This is a genomic window from Nannocystis pusilla, from assembly GCF_026626665.1.
GTDB classification, from domain to species: Bacteria; Myxococcota_A; Polyangia; order Nannocystales; family Nannocystaceae; genus Nannocystis; species Nannocystis pusilla.
In genome coordinates this window covers 3,109,411-3,125,279 of record NZ_JAPNKE010000002.1, presented here as the reverse complement: position 1 = coordinate 3,125,279, position 15,869 = coordinate 3,109,411, and the positions used below count along the sequence as shown (strand labels likewise).

The window sequence follows — 15,869 nt, the reverse complement described above, 5'->3', positions numbered from 1 at the left end:
AGCGACCGCGCGATCGGCTTCGTCGCGAGCCGGCGTTGCGCAGACAGTTGCACACGTCCCTCCGCCCGCGGTTGCGCTACGCTGCCGTTGTGGGACGCCTGACCCGAACCTCCGTCCAACTGTCCACCCTCGCCGGAATCGTCGCCCTCGCGGTCGGCTGTTCGCGTGAGCCCAAGGGCACCACCGCGGGCGCCGAGACGACGACGACGACGTCCCCAGGGACCACCACCGACAGCGACACGTCGACCGCCACGAGCCCGACCGCCGCGACGACGTCGACCTCGGAGCCGCCGCCGACGACGACGATGACGATCGACGATATGGGGAGCGTGGGCGGGCAGTGCAACCTGTTCATGCAGGACTGTCCGGCCGACCAGAAGTGCACCGCGTGGAACGAGGACGGCGGGCCGTTCCCCAACGGCACGCGCTGCGTCCCGGTCGACCTCAACCCCGCGCTGCCGGGCGAGGACTGCGTGGTGCCGGGCAAGTTCGGCGACGGCATCGACAACTGCGACAGAGGCTCCATTTGCCTCGACCTCGAGAACACCGGCAAGGCGACCTGCGTGGCCTACTGCACCGGCAACATGGACGCGCCGAATTGCCCCAAGCCCGAGGACCGCTGCGCCTTCCTGTTCGAGCCGACGGTCCCGGTCTGCTTCAGCAAGTGCGACCCGCTGCTGCAGGACTGCAGCCCCGGCGAGACGTGCGTGCCCAACGAGGCCGCCCTCGGCGCGCCGCACTTCGTCTGCATGCCGCGCGTGTTCCCCGACCTCGGCAAGTACGGCGATTCCTGCTACGCGCTGTCGGGCTGCGACCCGGGCAACCTGTGCATCTTCGGCGAGAACCTGCCCACCTGCAAAACCCCGTACTGCTGCTCGGTGTGGTGCGACCTCGAATCGCCCGACAGCTGCCTCGAGTACGACGACACGCTGAGCTGCGTGCCCTGGTTCGAGCAGGGCGCGGCGACGCCGGGCTACGAGACGGTGGGCATCTGCGGCATCATGCAGTAGCGCGTCACAGCGCCTCGATCGCCGCCGGCGTGCAGTCCGGCGGCGCCGTGCGCGGGTTGCAGCGCGACGGCGTGCCGTCCGGGATGGCGAACACGTAGTCGTACTTGGCGCCCTTCGGCGGCGGATAGTCGGTGCTGATGAAGTGCGCCCCGCTGGCCAGCGCCGCGTCGCCGCGCGCGGTGTCGCCGGCGCTCGGCTCGACGTTGTCGGCGTCGGCGCGAGTGCGCACGAGGTGCCCGGCCGCCACCGCGGCGTCGATCCGCGCCGCGTCGCCGACCGGGTCGTTGAGCGAGTGGACGGCGGCGAACGGCAGCGTCAGGTCGCCGAATGCGTCGGGGAAGAGCAGGCGCCCGGCCGTCGAGGTGCCGCCGGCGGTGTAGACCTCGCGCCACTTGCCGCCGTCGTGCAGCACCAGCAAGAGCTTGCCGCGCGCGTCGTCGATCGCCGGCCAGCCGCCCGCGGCCACGCCGTCGCGCAGATTGGCGGCACCGCCCTGGACGTCGTCGGGCACGACCAGCCGCTCCTCCGGCCACACCGACAGGACCTGCGATTCGAGGGTCGCCAGCAGCTCCTGCGCGGTGGCCTGATCGAACGCGCTCTTGACCTCGAGCATCACGTACAGCGGGTGATGCATGAGATGTCCGTCCGACCATGTCTTCAAGGTCATCAAGCAGTCGACCAGGGTGGCGCAGGTCGAGGCGGTGTCGAGCAGGTCGATGTGATAGACGGCGATCGGCTCGCCGACGCCGCCGAACCACAGGTCGAGCTCGAACTTGCGGACGCCCTGCTGGGCCAGCTGCTGATCGAGCGGCAAGTGGGTGTAGTCCCACTCCTTGACCAGAGTCCCGGGCGACAGGTGATAGCTGTTGTGCGTCCCGAGCGCCTGCAGCTGGTGGAGGCGCAGGCGGCCGTCGGGGGCGCCGGTGGTGGTCGGGGCGGTGTCGGAGGTATCGCCGGTGGGGGCGTTCGTGCCGGTCGTGGTGGTGCCGGTCGTGGTGGTGCCGGTGGTACTGGTGGTGGTGGTACCGGCGTCGTCGGTGGTGGTGACGACGGGCGCGCCGCAAGCAGCGAGCGTCCACGCGAGGCAGCACGGCGGCACGAGGCGCGTCATGCCGCCAGCGTACCGGCGTCAGTACACGCAGTCGAGGGTGGCCTCGTGGACCACGGGGACGTCGACGCCGCCGCTGACGAAGGTGAGGTCGAGCCGGTAGGGCTGATTGCAGAAGCCGCACCCGGGGGTGGGGGCACCCTTCTGTTTCATCTGCTCCTGATGGAGCGTCTCGCCGGGGCCGACAGGGCCGCTCTGGGCCGGGAGCACGGTGATGTCGTGGACGCTCGGCATGTCGTTCGGCGACAACGTGAGCGTCGCCTTCGTCAGCTCGGCCGAGCCGGTGGCCGCGCCCTTGGTATTGTCGTAGGCGACGGTCCACCAGCCGAGGATGTTGTCGGGATCGACGATCGGCTGACAATTGGCGTAGATGACGATGTCCTGGAGCGTGATCGCCAGCGGCTCGCCGACGGGGTCGCCGGACGAGCTGTCCGAAGAGCCAGACGAAGTAGTTTCGCCCGCGGTGGTCGTGCTGTCGGGGCCCGCGGTGGTCGAGGTCGCGTCGGTGTCGGTCGCCACGCCCGTATCGGTGGAGTCGGTCGAGGTGGTGGCGAGCGTCGTCGAGGTGGTCTCGCCCAGGCTCTCGCCGCCGGAATCGGTCGAGGTGGTGGTGCTCGTGGTCGGGCTCGTGGTCGGCCCGGGGTCGGTGGGGCCGCCGGTGGTGGTGCCGGTCGTCGTCCCGGTGCCGGTCGAGGCGCCGCCGCTGTCACCGCACGCGGTCATGAGGATCGAGGCGAATAGGCCAAGGCTCGCGCGGAGTTTCATGGTCGCGGAGGGTGGCAGGCCGAACCGTGCCGGGCAAGCGCACGCCCCGGAGACCTTGTTCCGCGGGAGATCGCCCCGCGTCCTCGATCGCGCGTCGACGCACTCGATCGGCGTCTCCGCGTGTGTAAGCATGAGCCCCGCCTCCGCGTTTGCATAGCGTTTCCGCTCCCCCTTTCACCCGAATGTGAATCGAGCGCTCCATGCGTGACCACGCCAACAAGCGACAGATCCGGCGCACGGCCCCGGCGGGCCTCTTCGCCGCGATGTTCTTCCTCCCGGCTTGCACCCCCAAGACTCCGCCCCCGGCGGCCGAGACCGGCGGCGCCGAGCGGGAGACCGCAGAAACGCCGAAGCTCGACCTGTGGGCGGGCGTGCCGGCGATCGAAGCCGAGGCGAGCGACATCGCCGGCGAGTTGACGCCGACCCCCGGGCCCAAGCCGCCCCCGAGCGTGAGCGAGAAGGTCGAGCTGCCGTTCCCGCCGCCCGCGCCGCCGACCAAGCAGACGCAAGACCTCGCGGAAGAGGGTCCGCTGAAGGTCCTGCGCACCAGCCCGACCGAGAAGGCGCCCGGGCTGGTCGGCTCGGTCACCGCGGTGTTCAACCAGCCGATGGTGCCGCTGGCGTCGATCGACGACCTGAAGCTCGAGCGCTCGCCGCTGACCCTCGAGCCGCTGCCCCCGGGCAAGTTCCGCTGGCTCGGCACGCAGATGATCGCGTTCGAGCCCGAGGGCCGCATGCCGTACTCGACCACGTACACGGCCAAGGTCGTGGCCGGCGAGACGTCGACGATGGGCACCAAGCTGGCGAAGGAGGTGAAGTGGCAGTTCACCACGCCGTCGCTCGCGGTCGAGTCGATCACCCCCGGCGACTACGAGTCGGCCACGCTCGACACCGTCGTGGTGCTGCGCTTCAACCAGGCCATCGACCGCGACAAGTTGCTGGCCGCCATGCGCGTGAAGGGCGGGGGAGGGCTGGTCAGCGTCACGCAGGTGGCGCCCGAGCAGTGGGCGGGGCTGCCCGAGCCGTTCCGTTCGTACGCGCAGCAGGGCCCGGCGGAGCGCGTGATCGTGCTGCGACCGGCGGCGGCGCTGACGGCCAACACCGCCTATACGGTCGAGATCCCGGCCGGCGTGTACGGCGAGGGCCCGAACCCGAGCAAGGCGATAAGGCTCACGTTCCGCACCTACCCGCCGCTGACGCTCGACGGCCCGCGCTGCTCGTCGCAGTACTACTGGGATTGCAACCCGCAGGCGGGCCTGCACGTCAGCGCCTCCAACACTCTGGTGTCGACGCCGGACGCCGAGAAGAAGGTCCACGTCACGCCCGAGGTCCCCGACCTCAAGGTCACGGTGGCCGGCGACATCCACCTGACCGGCAAGTTCCGCGGCCTCGGCACGTACACGATCGAGGTCGAACCTGGCCTGAAGGACATCCACGGCCAGGAGCTCAAGGCGCCGTACCGCAAGACGGTCACGCTGCCGCCGCTCGACGCCTCGCTGCAGTGGGCCGATCGTCCGGTCGATCCCGCCGTGCTCGAGCCGAGCCACTCCGGCGTGCTCGAGGCCAAGGCCACCGGTCTGACCTCGGTCGAGGTCCGCGCGCGCTCGTTCGAGCCGAGCGAGATGCGCAAGATCCTGATCGACCGCCACGTCCGCTACGACGGCGAGTGGCCCGAGCCGCTCAAGTCGCCGACGTGGGACAAGCTGTTCGAGGTCCGGGAGTCACGCGTCGAGGCCGCGACCCTGTCGCTCGACACCAGGGCGCTGGGCGCCGGCGCCGGCAGGTTCTTGTTGCTCGGTGCGCGCTCGAACGAGCTCGGCAACGGCGGCTGGCACTACTATCAGTCGCTGTCGCAGGTCGTGCAGATCACCCGCCTCGGCGTGACCGCGGCGCTCGACAGCGACAGCGGCGTCATCCTCGTCACCGACATCGAGACCGGTGAGCCGCTGCCGGGCGTCGAGCTCGGCCTTCACAACATGGCGCTCGACGGTCCGGTGTGGTCGGGCAAGTCGGGCCCCGACGGGCTCGCCGAGCTGACGCACGGCACGATGTACGATCAGCCGTACATCCTCGCGCGCTACCAGGGCGAGGCGGCCTACATCCCGCTGCAGCAGACGGCCGACAACTCGTGGGGCGTGTGGATGCACGCCAACCGCGAGGACGAGCCGCGGATCTTCTTCTACAGCGATCGCCAGCCGTACAAGCCGGGCGAGACGGTGCACATGCAGGGCATCGTGCGCGAGGAGACGCGCGGCCCCGCGGGCAAGGTCCAGCTGGCGCGCCGGCACGTCCGCGAACTACACGGTCACCGGCCCGCGCGGCCACGAGGTCGCCAAGGGCGAGCTGAAGATCGGCCAGTTCGGCACCTTCAGCATCGACATCCCGATCCCGGCCGACGGCGACACCGGCAGCTATCAGTTGCAGGTCAGCTCGCCGAGCGGGCTGTTCTCGAGCGAGCGCTCGTTCTACCACGCGTTCGAGGTGCAGCAGTTCCGCGCGCCCGAGTTCGAGGTCAAGGTCGAGCGATCGGCCGAGGCGCCGCTGCTCTACGGCGACACGCTGCAGGCCGACATCAAGGCCAGCTACTTCCACGGCGCGCCGATGGTCGGGGCCCAGGCCGACTACACGCTGCGGCGCCAGGACTCGCCGTACCGCCCGCCGGGCAGCGAGAACGAGGCGTTCACCTTCGGCCAGGGCGGCTCGGAGTGGTGGATGTGGGGCGGCGACGGCGACTTCGGCGGCGGCGGCCTCTATCGCGGCAAGGGCATCGGCTTCCCGCGGCCGTACGGCAGCGGCATGCTGGTGCGCCAGGGCAGCGGTCAGACCGACGCGCGCGGCCTGCTGTCGGTGAGCCACCTGCTGGCCGCGGTCGAGACGCCGTGGGGCGAGAAGACGCCGGTGCCGCCGGCGGGGCCCAAGTCGGAGGATCCGCCGAGCGCGTCGACCTACACGCTCGAGGCCAACGTCACCGACGAGAACCGGCAAGCGATCGCCGGCCGCGCGACCTACGTCGTCCACCCCGCGAGCGAGTACGCCGGCGTGCGCGCTGATCGCTCGGTCTACCGCGCCGGCGAGCGCGCGCGGCTCGAGGCGGTGGTCGTCGACGTCGACGGCAAGCGGATCACCGGCCGCGACGTGCAGGTCAAGCTGGTGCGCAAGGAGACCTCGCGCGCCGCGGTGCAAGAGAACGGATCGTGGCAGTACAAGTACGACACGGTCGACGTCGAGGTCGGCAGCTGCGCACTGGTCTCGGCCGACGCGCCCGTGAACTGCGAGCTCGTGGTCGACAAGGCCGGCAGCTACGACATCCGCGCGCTCATCACCGATCCGAAGGGCCACAAGTCGCTGTCGAAGCACCCGTTCTACGTCTACGGCGAGGACGCGGTGGTGTGGCAGCAGGACCAGCACCGCGTCGACATGGTGCCGGACAAGCGCACCTACGAGCCGGGCGACAAGGCCACCGTGCTGGTGCGCTCGCCGTTCGACAAGGCGCGCGGCCTGGTGGTGATCGCCCGCGAGGGCATCGTCTCGCACTACCCGATCGAGGTGAAGGGCGGCGCGGCGACCCTCGAGGTCCCGATCGACGAGGCGCAGATCCCCAACGTGCGCGCCTCGGTGCTGCTGGTGCGCGGGCGTGTCGACGTGCCCGGCGCGCCGCCCGGACAGGACCTCGGGCGGCCCGCGTTCGCCGTCGGCCAGGTCGACCTCAAGATCGAGGCCACGCGCAAGAAGATCGCGCTCGAGGTCCTGCCCGAGAAGCAGGAGGTCGCGCCGAAGGACACGCTGAAGCTCAAGATCAAGGCCAAGGACGCCGCCGGTGCGCCGCAGAAGGCCGCCGTCGCGGTGATGGTGGTCGACGAGGGCGTGCTGAGCCTGATGGGCTTCCAGACCCCCGATCCGCTGGCGTTCTTCCACCACGACCGCGACCCCGGCGTCAGCCTCTACGACATGCGCCAGTTCCTGCTGGCGAAGAAGGACCCCGAGCCGCCGCCGTCGCCGGCGCCGGCGCCCGAAGAGGCGCCGACCGACGGCCTCCTCAATGGTGACACGGGGCTCGGCATGCGCGGCGCGGGCAAGGGCGGCGGCGGTGCCGGCTACTTCGGCGGCGCGCCGGCGGCCGACAAGGCGATGGCCATGCCCGCACCGACCGCGCCGATGGCGGCCGTCGTCGAGGAGCACAAGGAGGCCGAGGCGAGCAACGGGCCGATGAAGAAGGCCAAGCGGCAGGTCGCGCAGACCGCGACGCTCGACGCGACGGCGGCGATGAGCCAGCCGATCTCGCTGCGCTCGCTGTTCGCGACCACCGCGTACTTCAACGCCGAGGTCGCGATCGACGCCAGCGGCGAGGCGACCGTCGAGATCCCGATGCCGGAGAACCTGACCAGCTTCCGCGTCATGGCGGTCGCCGTGGATCCCGATCAGGCCGACCGCTTCGGCTCGGGCGAGGCCAACGTCAAGGTGCGCAAGCCGATCATGCTGCGGCCGAGCCTGCCGCGGTTCGCCAACTTCGGCGACAAGTTCGAGGCCTCGGTCATGGTCGACAACCAGACCAGCGAGCCGCAGGCGATCCTCGTCGGCACGCGCGGCAGCAACGTCGTCATCTCTGGCGAGCCGACCGTGGGCGTCGAGATCCCCGCCGGCGAGTCGCGCGAGGTCCGGTTCCCGATGGCGGTCGATCGCGTCGGCACCATGCGGGTGCAGTTCGCGGCGCTGTCGAACGGCGGCCGCGACGCGACCGAGCTGGCGCTGCCGGTCCACTATCCGGCGACGCGGCAGGCGTTCGCCGACTACGGCGTCACCGACGCCAGCATCGCGCGCACGCTCAAGGTCCCGGAGGACGCGCTGCCGGCGTTCGGCGGGCTCGAGCTGAGCATGAGCTCGACCGCGCTCACCGGCCTCGAGGACGCGGTCGACTTCCTCGTCGGCTATCGGTACGAGTGCACCGAGCAGCTGGCGAGCCGCCTGCTGCCGATCTTCGTGCTCGGCCCGGTGCTCGAGCAGTTCCCGATCGCCAGCGTCAGCGACCTCGCCAAGCGGCAGGCGCTCGGCGCCGAGGGGTCGCGCGGCTGCAGTCGCGGCAGAACTGGGACGGCGGCTTCCGCTACTGGGACGATCCGGCCCGCAGCTCGCCGTACCTGACCGCCTGGGTGACCTTCGCCTGGCTCGAGGGCAAGGCGGCCGGCTTCAAGGTCGACGACGGCGCGATCGACCGGGCGATGGCCTACCTCGACAACTTCGTGCGCAACGGCGAGGCGACGCCGTGGGGTCGCTACTACGATCACACCAGCCGGGCCTTCGCGCTGTGGCTGATGAGCCGCGACGGCCGCGGCAGCGACCTGTTCGAGCGCGTCTACGCCAAGCGCAAGGATATGCCGCTGTACGCCCACGCGCTGCTGCTGTCGGCCGCGCACCGCTACGGCATGACCGGCTCGCGCGACGCGCTGCTGAAGGAGTTCAGGGCCAAGGTGGTCGAGAACGCCAAGACGGCGCACTTCGCCGAGAGCAAGCGCGAGGGCGACGACGGCTACGGCCTGCAGGTGCTCATGCACTCCGACGTGCAGACCGACGCGATCGCGCTGATGGCCCTGCTCGAGGTGGCCGAGGCCGATCCGCTGCTGCCGAAGGTGATGGCGGGGATCCTCGACGACCGCGATCCGCAGAAGGGCGGGCAGTGGGGCACCACCCACGCCAACGCCTGGGCGCTGCTCGCGGCCAGCCGCTACTTCACCACCATCGAGAAGGACGTGCCCGACTACGTCGCGCGCGTCTGGCTCGACAGCGCGTTCGCGGGCGAGCGCGCCTTCAAGGGCCGCAGCATGGCGGTGGTCGAGCAGCAGATCCCGATGAAGAAGCTGATCGAGCAGAAGCCGCGCGAGCTGCTGCTGAGCAAGGACGGCCCGGGCCTCCTCTACTACCGGCTCGGCCTGCGCTACGCGCCGGCCGACCTGGCCATGAAGGCCGAGTCGCAGGGCTTCACCGTGCACCGCAGCTACGAGCCGCTGGCGCAGGGCGGGGACAAGCCCGACCCCGAGTCGGTCAAGAAGCTCGAGGACGGCACCTGGCAGATCAAGGCCGGCGCGCTCGTGCGCGTCAACCTCACGCTCGTCGCCAAGGACCGCGCCAACTTCGTCGTCGTCGACGACCCGCTGCCGGCCGGCTTCGAGGGCCAGAACGCCAAGTTCTCGACCACCCTGCGCGACGTGCAGGGCGGGGTCGAGAGCCAGTCGGTCGACAGCAGCGTGCCGTTCTTCGGCGAGCTCGGCGGTTGGTGGTGGTGGCGCCCGTGGTGGCGCTTCGACCACACCGAGATGCGCGACGATCGCATGCTGCTGTTCTCGGACCACATGCCGGCGGGCGTCTACACGTACAGCTACACCGCCCGCGCGACCACGATCGGCGAGTTCAGCCTGCCGCCCGTGCGCGCCGAGGCGATGTACATGCCCGAGCTGTTCGGCCACGGCGCCTCGACCAAGGTGCGCGTGGTCGAGTGACCTCGCGGCCCCGCCGGCGGCTCGTCCGCCGGCGGGGCTGGTCGCGGCGCGTCCCTCGTGTAACCATGGAAGCGACGATGACCGCGCCGCGCTCGCTCGTCCTCCTCCTCGCGCTCGTCGCCTGCGGCGGACACAGCCGTGGCGGCAAGCGCGACGCCGAGCCGCCGCACGGCCGCGCCGCGGCGCCTGACAATTGTTCGACGACGCCAGCGTCGAGAGCCGCACCGGCGGGGGCAGCGGCAGCGCCGAGGCCCCGATCCCGCGCTGCGGCCCGCGCGACTCCTACCAGTACGTCGCCGCCGAGTTCCGCTGCCCCGGCGGCGGCAACCCGTTCGAGGGCGACGCCGTGGCCGCCTCCAACGCGCGCGCCGGCAGCCTCGGCCCCGACGCCCGCGGGCACATGGTCGACGTGTACGAAGTGCCATGTCCCACGGGCAAGGTCGAGGTCTTCGTCGACATGTACGGCTGCCCCGAGATGGAGGCCCGCTGCTGCGCGATCGCAACCTCGCCGATCCGCTCGAGCTCGACGTCCACTTCGCCGCCGGCCGTTACGACGAGGTCCGCACCCGCTGCATCGCCCTCGCCGACGCCGCCGAGAAGCGCGGCAACAGCGACGAGGCCTCGTCGCTGAGCATCTATCACTGCGGGATCTTCACCCCCGCGCTGCTCGTGCGCGCCGGCCGGTCCGACCAGGCGGTCGCCGCCGCCGGTCAGACTTGCCAGTCGTACCCGCCGGTGTCGCCGCGCAGCGGCGTGCGCGTCGAGGTACTGGTCGGCATCGTCGACGCGATCGCCCGCATGTGGGCCGCCGACAAGGTCCCGGCCAAGGAGGGCGGCGACCGCCTCAACGCCCTGCTGCCGCAGCTGCTGCGCGCCTGCCAGGTCGACGCCGAGACCTTCATGCGCGCCTTCGAGGCCGCCGGCGGCGAGTGACTCACTTGCGCGAGCGCGGGGGCGTCCCGTCGGGCACCCAGTCGAGGGTCCTTTCGGACATGTCGATGAGGGCATGTCCGAACGTTCCTTCGAGCTCGGCCCGCAGCGCGCGCGCCAGCGCCTCGTAGTGGGCGACCTCGTTGTAGAGCTGGGCGGAGATCCGGATCAGCCGCTGCGGCGGGGCCGGCCACGGCGGCAGCGGCACCTCGATGCCGTGGCGCAGCAAGAGCGCGTCCTGCAGCGGGTCCGACGTCAGCGGCGTGACCACCTGGCCTTCGGGACCTGGCGGAAGGAACAGGCTCGCCAGGCTGCCGAGCATGTCCTCCGGCGCGGGCAGCTCGGCGCCGAGGGCCTCCGCGACGATCTTGCGGCCGGCGCACACCAGCGCGTGGTTCCTCGCCTGCACCTCGGGCCAGCCGCCGGGCAGCATCCCGCCGATCTCCTGCAGCGCCGCCGGCACGCACAGCCACGGCGTCGGGTCGGCGGTGCCGGTCCAGTCGAACTCGGCGTGCAGCCGCGAGCCGGGGCCGGAGTGGCCCAGGCCGTGGCTTATCACGGCCGGGTGGATCGCCGCCTGGCGGTCGCGGCGGACGTGCAGGATCGCCGCGCCCTTGGGCGCACATACCCACTTGTGCAGGTTGCCGGTGTAGTAGGCCGCGCCGATCGCGTCGACGTCGAGCGGCACCATGCCCGGCGCGTGGGCGCCGTCGACCAGGCAGTCGACCCCGCGCTCCTGCAGCGCGGCGACGATGGCGGCGATCGGCAGCAGCAGGCCGGTCGGGCTGGTGATGTGGTCGACGATCGCCAGGCGGGTGCGCGGCGTGAGCGCGGCGAGGATCGCGGCGACCGCCTCCTCCGGGCCGGAGATGGGGAAGGGCAGGGCGGCGGTGACGACCCGCGCACCTGTTCGAAGAGCCACGTAGCGGGCGGCGTTGTTGCACGCGTTGTAGCCGTGCGAGGTGATGAGCAGCTCGTCGCCGGCGGCGAACTCGAGCGAGCGGAGGACCGCGTTGACGCCCTCGGTCGCGTTGCGCACGAACACCAGGTCCTGCGGATCGGCGCCGACGAACGCGGCCACCGCCTCGCGCGCGGCCGCGAGCGGGGCCTGCAGATCGCGGAGAAAGAAGCGCACCGGCTCCCGCTCCATGCGCCGACGCAGCTCGTCCTGAACGGCGAGCACCGCGCGGGGGCAGGCGCCAAAGCTGCCGTGGTTGAGGAACACGACCTCGGGATCGAGGGTCCAGCGGCTCCGGAGCTCGGCTGCGGCGGGCGACATCCGCGATCCTTACCACGCCCGGAGCGCCGTATCCTCATTATACTGTCCGGGTGCTGCGCCGCGTCGTCGAGCAGATCTTCGGGGTCGCGTTACGGATCTTCTTCCGCCGGATCGAGCTCGACGGCCTGTCGCGCGTGCCCGCCGACGGGCCGGTGATGTTCGTGCTCAACCACCCCAACGCGCTGATCGACCCGGCCTTCCTGCTGTGCCTGTCGCCGCGGCCGGTGTCGTTCCTGGCCAAGGCGCCGCTGTTCAAGACACCTGTCCTCGGGGCCATCGTCCGCGCGTTCGACTCGATCCCCGTGTACCGCCGCCAGGACGAGGGCGGCGGGCGCGTCGACAACCAGGACACCTTCCGCCACGCGCGCGAGCTGCTGCTGCGCGGCCAGGCCGTCGCCATCTTCCCCGAGGGCACCTCGCACTCGGACCCCGACCTCAAGCCCATCAAGACCGGCGCGGCGCGCATTGCCCTCGGGACAGGTCTCGAAGACCTCACGATCATCCCGGCCGGCCTCTTCTACACCGCCAAGGCGCGGTTCCGCAGCGACGCCCTGGTCTACTTCGGCGCCCCGCTGAGCGTCCCGTACGCGCCGCTCGATGCCCGCGGCGAGCCGCCGCCCGGCGCCGTCGCGGCGCTGACCCGCGACATCGACGTGGCCCTGCGCGCCGTCACCTTGCACGGCGACGATCACGAGATCCTCGCGCTCGTCGAGCGTACCTCCGACATCTTCGCCGCCGCCAGCGAGGAGGCGTGGAGCGTCGCCGAGGCGTTCGAGCTGCGCCAGAGCTGCTCACCGGCCACGCCCGCCTGCGCGCCCGCGACCCCGCGCGCCTCGACGCCCTGGTCGCCCGCGTGCTCCGCTACGAGCGCGACCTCGCCGAGCTCGGGCTCGGCCCCGACCACCTCGCGCCGCACAACATCACCTTCGCCGCCAGCCTGCGCTACGCCCTCCGCAGCCTGTTCGCGCTCGGCGTCGTGTTCCCGCTCGCGCTCGCCGGCACCGCGATCCACTACCTCGCGTACCGGGCCAGCGGCATGGTCGCCGCCCGCGTCGCCGGTCAGTACGAGGACATGCTGGCCACCGGCAAGCTGCTCGCGGCCATGACCTTCTTCCCGCTCACGTGGCTGCTCGTCGGACTCGGCGCCGGCTACGCCTGGGGCCTGCAGGCCGGGCTGGTCGCGGGCCTTCTGTTCGCGCCGACCGCCGGCTGGGCCGCGCTCTACTTCTGGGAGCGCTTCGCCACCGTGCGCGCCGCGGCCCACGGCCTCGGTCTGTTCCTCGTGCGCCGCAACTTGCTCGCGCACCTCAGCGACGAACGCCGGGCCATCCGCGCCGAGATCCTCGCGCTCGCCGACATCGTCGCTTGAGCCGCCGCGAGACGTCGTCGTCTCGCCGGCCGCCGGGCCGCGAAGCGGACGCGCGCTGCCCGAATTGTCAGCGGGGTTACAGAAAGAATTTTCTCCGCGCGACCGCGATGCGCCGTGCCCGCTGTGCCGCGCGATGCCGCGCTGAGCTATAGAAACCCGGCCGTGAACGCTCCGCACACCTCGGCCGACACGCCGGTCATGCGCCAGTTCCTCGACATCAAGCGTCAGTTCCCCGACGCCATCGTGATGTTCCGGATGGGCGACTTCTACGAGATGTTCTTCGACGACGCGATCACCGTCGGGCCCGTCCTCGAGATCGCCGTCACCACCCGCGACAAGGGCGAGGTCGAGAACCCGGTGCCGATGGCGGGCGTGCCGTACCACGCGATCGGCGGCTACCTGCGCACTCTGGTCGAGCGCGGCTTCAAGGTCGCGATCTGCGAGCAGATGGAGACCCCGGAGCAGGCCCGCCTGCGCAAGGGTCCGAACAAGATCGTCCGCCGCGAGGTCGTCCGCGTCGTCACTCCGGGCGTGCTGGTCGACGAGGAGCACCTGCGCGGCGAGGAGCCCAACTACCTGGTCGCGCTGGTCCACGACGCCGCCGGCAGCTACGGCCTCGGCGTGCTCGACATCTCGTGCGGCGAGTTCTTCGTCGTCACCTGCGAGGGCGCCGGCGCGGTGCGGGCCGCGCTGTCGCGCCTCTTGCCGCGCGAGATCGTGTGCGAGCCCGGGCTGCACCCGTGGCTCGGGCTCGAGCTCGGCCCGCTGTGTCCGCGCCTCGAGGGCCGCGACCCGGCCGCCGTCGGCGCCGCGCAGCTTCCCGGGTCAAGCGCCTGCGCGAGGAGAGCGGCGGCGAGTCGCTGGCGCCGGTCGAGGAGCGGGCCGCCGCGCTCGCCCTGGCCTACGCCGAGGACACCCAGCCCGGCCAGACCTTGCTGCTGCACCGCCTGCGGCGCCAGGCCTTCGAGGCCCACCTCGTGCTCGACGACGCCTCGCTGCGCAACCTCGAGGTGTTCCGCACGCTCCGCGACGGCCAGCGCAAGGGCAGCCTGCTGTGGGCCGTCGACGCCACCCGCACCGCCATGGGCGCGCGCCTGCTGCGGGCCTGGCTCGGCGCCCCGCTGCGCGCGCTCGGGGCGATCCGCGAGCGCCATGACGCCGTCGAGGCGCTGCTCGCCGAGCCGCGCGTGCGGGGCGATCTGCAGGATCGCCTGCGGGACGTCCGCGACATCGCCCGCCTGGCCGCGCGCGCCCGCCTCGGCACCGTCAGCCCGCGCGAGCTCGCGGCGCTGCGCCAGTCGCTGGCGGCCCTGCCCGGGGTCGCCGAGCTGCTGGGCGAGCTGGCCCGCCGGCGCGCCCCGCTGCTCACCGAAGGACAGGTCCCTCCGGACATGTCCGATGGCGCAGGTCCCAATGGCCAGGCCGGAGCGTCGGCCCTGCCGGTCCTGCTCGACCTCGGCGAGGACCTGCTGCAGGACGTCCACGCCGCGCTGGTCCGCCTGCTGGTCGACGACCCGCCGGCGCACCAGCGCGACGGCGGCATGATCCGCGCCGGCGCCGACCCCGAGCTCGATCGCCAGCTCGGCCTGCGCGACGGCGGGCGCGAGGCGCTGGCGGCGATCGAGGCCCGCGAGCGCGAGCGCACCGGCATCGCCAACCTCCGCGTCCAGCACAACCGCGTGTTCGGCTACTACATCGAGGTCCTCAAGACCCAGCTGTCGCGCGTGCCGGCCGAGTACGTGCGCAAGCAGACCACGGCCAACGCCGAGCGCTACGTGACCGCCGAGCTGGCCGAGCACGAGACCGCGGTGCTCGGCGCCGTCGCGGCCGCGCTCGAGCGCGAGCAGCAGCTGTTCACCGCGCTGCGCGAGCAGGTCTCGGCCGCCGGCGATCGCCTGCTCGCGGTCGCCGAGGCGCTGGCGCGGCTCGACGTGCTGGCCGGCCTGGCCGAGATCGCCGAGTCGCACGCGTATGTCCGTCCGGACATGGTCGAAGAGCCAGTCCTCGACATCGAGGAGGGCCGCCACCCGGTCGTCGAGCGCATGCTCGACGCCGGCCGCTTCGTGCCCAACAACCTGGCGCTGCGCGCCTCGACCACCCAGGCCAACGGGGCAGGGCGCCTGATGCTGCTCACCGGCCCGAACATGGGCGGCAAGAGCACGGCGATGCGCATGGCCGCCCTGGTGGCGATCCTCGCCCACGCCGGCGCCTTCGTCCCGGCGGTGCGCGCCCGCGTCGGCGTGGTCGACCGCGTGTTTACCCGCGTCGGCGCCGCCGACGACCTCGGCCGCGGCGAGTCGACCTTCATGGTCGAGATGCGCGAGGCCGCCCAGATCTTGAGCCAGGCGACCCCGCGCAGCCTGGTCCTGCTCGACGAGATCGGCCGCGGCACCGCGACCTACGACGGCCTCGCGCTGGCGTGGGCGATCACCGAGTTCCTCCACGACCAGATCGGCTGCCGGTCCCTGTTCGCCACCCACTACCACGAGCTCACCCAGTTGCAGGCGCGCCTGGTCGGCCTGCGCAACGCCCACGTCACCGTCCACGAGGAGCGCGGCAGCATCGTGTTCCTCCACCGCGTCGAGCCCGGCCCGGCCGAGCGCAGCTACGGCATCCAGGTCGGTCGCCTCGCCGGCCTGCCCGCGTCGGTGCTGCGGCGGGCGCAGAAGCTGCTCACGCGCCTGGAGCAGGCCCAGGGCGAGGCGCGGCCGGTGCCGCAGCTCGACCTGTTCACCCCGCCCGCGCCGGCCCCGCAGCCGGCCGACAGCGTCCCGCCGCCGCTGGCCGCGATCCTGGCCGATCTGCGGGCCCTCCACCCCGACGAGCTCAGCCCGCGCAACGCCCACGAGGCCCTGCGCCGGCTCCACGAGCGCCTGGTCGCGGTCGAGGGCGGCAGCGGAGAACATGTCTCTTGAGT

Annotated in this window: 11 protein-coding genes and 1 pseudogene; 9 read left to right on the top strand and 3 right to left on the bottom strand. The window is 72.0% G+C overall.

Annotated features, from left to right (window positions below; all coding sequences use genetic code 11):
* The first annotated feature begins 89 nt into the window (after nt 1-89).
* Nucleotides 90-1,010 carry a hypothetical protein gene (locus tag OV079_RS13565; protein ID WP_267768821.1) on the top strand — a complete coding sequence of 307 codons (921 nt, stop codon included), beginning with the start codon at nt 90-92 and terminating at the stop codon, nt 1,008-1,010.
* Between the two features lie 4 nt (nt 1,011-1,014).
* Here OV079_RS13565 and OV079_RS13560 read toward each other — a convergent pair whose 3' ends face one another.
* Both OV079_RS13560 and OV079_RS13555 read right to left on the bottom strand, forming a co-directional pair.
* Nucleotides 1,015-2,121 carry a Ca2+-dependent phosphoinositide-specific phospholipase C gene (locus tag OV079_RS13560; RefSeq protein WP_267768819.1) on the bottom strand — a complete coding sequence of 369 codons (1,107 nt, stop codon included), beginning with the start codon at nt 2,119-2,121 and terminating at the stop codon, nt 1,015-1,017.
* 18 nt (nt 2,122-2,139) lie between these two features.
* Complete coding sequence (locus tag OV079_RS13555) at nt 2,140-2,841, bottom strand: hypothetical protein (RefSeq protein WP_267768818.1); 702 nt, start codon at nt 2,839-2,841, stop codon at nt 2,140-2,142.
* 413 nt (nt 2,842-3,254) lie between these two features.
* Between OV079_RS13555 and OV079_RS55855 the strand changes: the two genes are divergently transcribed.
* The 4 genes from OV079_RS55855 (at nt 3,255) to OV079_RS13535 (ending at nt 10,307) form a co-directional block, all read left to right on the top strand.
* Nucleotides 3,255-5,933 carry an Ig-like domain-containing domain gene (locus tag OV079_RS55855; RefSeq protein WP_267768817.1) on the top strand — a complete coding sequence of 893 codons (2,679 nt, stop codon included), beginning with the start codon at nt 3,255-3,257 and terminating at the stop codon, nt 5,931-5,933.
* On the top strand, nt 5,923-8,022 hold the full coding sequence (locus OV079_RS13545; protein WP_267778533.1) for an alpha-2-macroglobulin family protein: 2,100 nt from the start codon (nt 5,923-5,925) through the stop codon (nt 8,020-8,022). The genes OV079_RS55855 and OV079_RS13545 overlap by 11 nt, the downstream gene beginning before the upstream one ends.
* 8 nt (nt 8,023-8,030) lie before the next feature.
* Complete coding sequence (locus OV079_RS55850) at nt 8,031-9,374, top strand: alpha-2-macroglobulin family protein (protein ID WP_267768816.1); 1,344 nt, start codon at nt 8,031-8,033, stop codon at nt 9,372-9,374.
* Between the two features lie 423 nt (nt 9,375-9,797).
* Entirely contained in the window at nt 9,798-10,307 is a 510-nt protein-coding gene (locus tag OV079_RS13535; protein WP_267768813.1) for a hypothetical protein, read from the top strand.
* A gap of 1 nt (nt 10,308) precedes the next feature.
* Here OV079_RS13535 and OV079_RS13530 read toward each other — a convergent pair whose 3' ends face one another.
* Nucleotides 10,309-11,583 (bottom strand): aminotransferase class V-fold PLP-dependent enzyme, encoded by a 1,275-nt coding sequence (locus OV079_RS13530; RefSeq protein WP_267768811.1) that lies wholly within the window; start codon nt 11,581-11,583, stop codon nt 10,309-10,311.
* A 50-nt stretch (nt 11,584-11,633) separates the two neighbouring features.
* Between OV079_RS13530 and OV079_RS13525 the strand changes: the two genes are divergently transcribed.
* From OV079_RS13525 to mutS, 4 genes and pseudogenes are all read left to right on the top strand, one after another.
* On the top strand, nt 11,634-12,689 hold the full coding sequence (locus OV079_RS13525; RefSeq protein WP_267768809.1) for a lysophospholipid acyltransferase family protein: 1,056 nt from the start codon (nt 11,634-11,636) through the stop codon (nt 12,687-12,689).
* Nucleotides 12,620-12,952, top strand: a complete 333-nt coding sequence (locus OV079_RS13520) for a hypothetical protein (RefSeq protein WP_267768807.1) — start codon at nt 12,620-12,622, stop codon at nt 12,950-12,952. Before OV079_RS13525 ends, OV079_RS13520 begins: the two co-directional genes overlap by 70 nt.
* A gap of 198 nt (nt 12,953-13,150) precedes the next feature.
* Nucleotides 13,151-13,675, top strand: a pseudogene (locus OV079_RS57835) (MutS N-terminal domain-containing protein); the annotation flags it as partial.
* Between the two features lie 44 nt (nt 13,676-13,719).
* Nucleotides 13,720-15,867, top strand: coding sequence for a DNA mismatch repair protein MutS (mutS, locus tag OV079_RS13515; RefSeq protein ID WP_267768804.1), 2,148 nt, complete (start codon nt 13,720-13,722; stop codon nt 15,865-15,867).
* Nucleotides 15,868-15,869 lie beyond the last annotated feature (2 nt).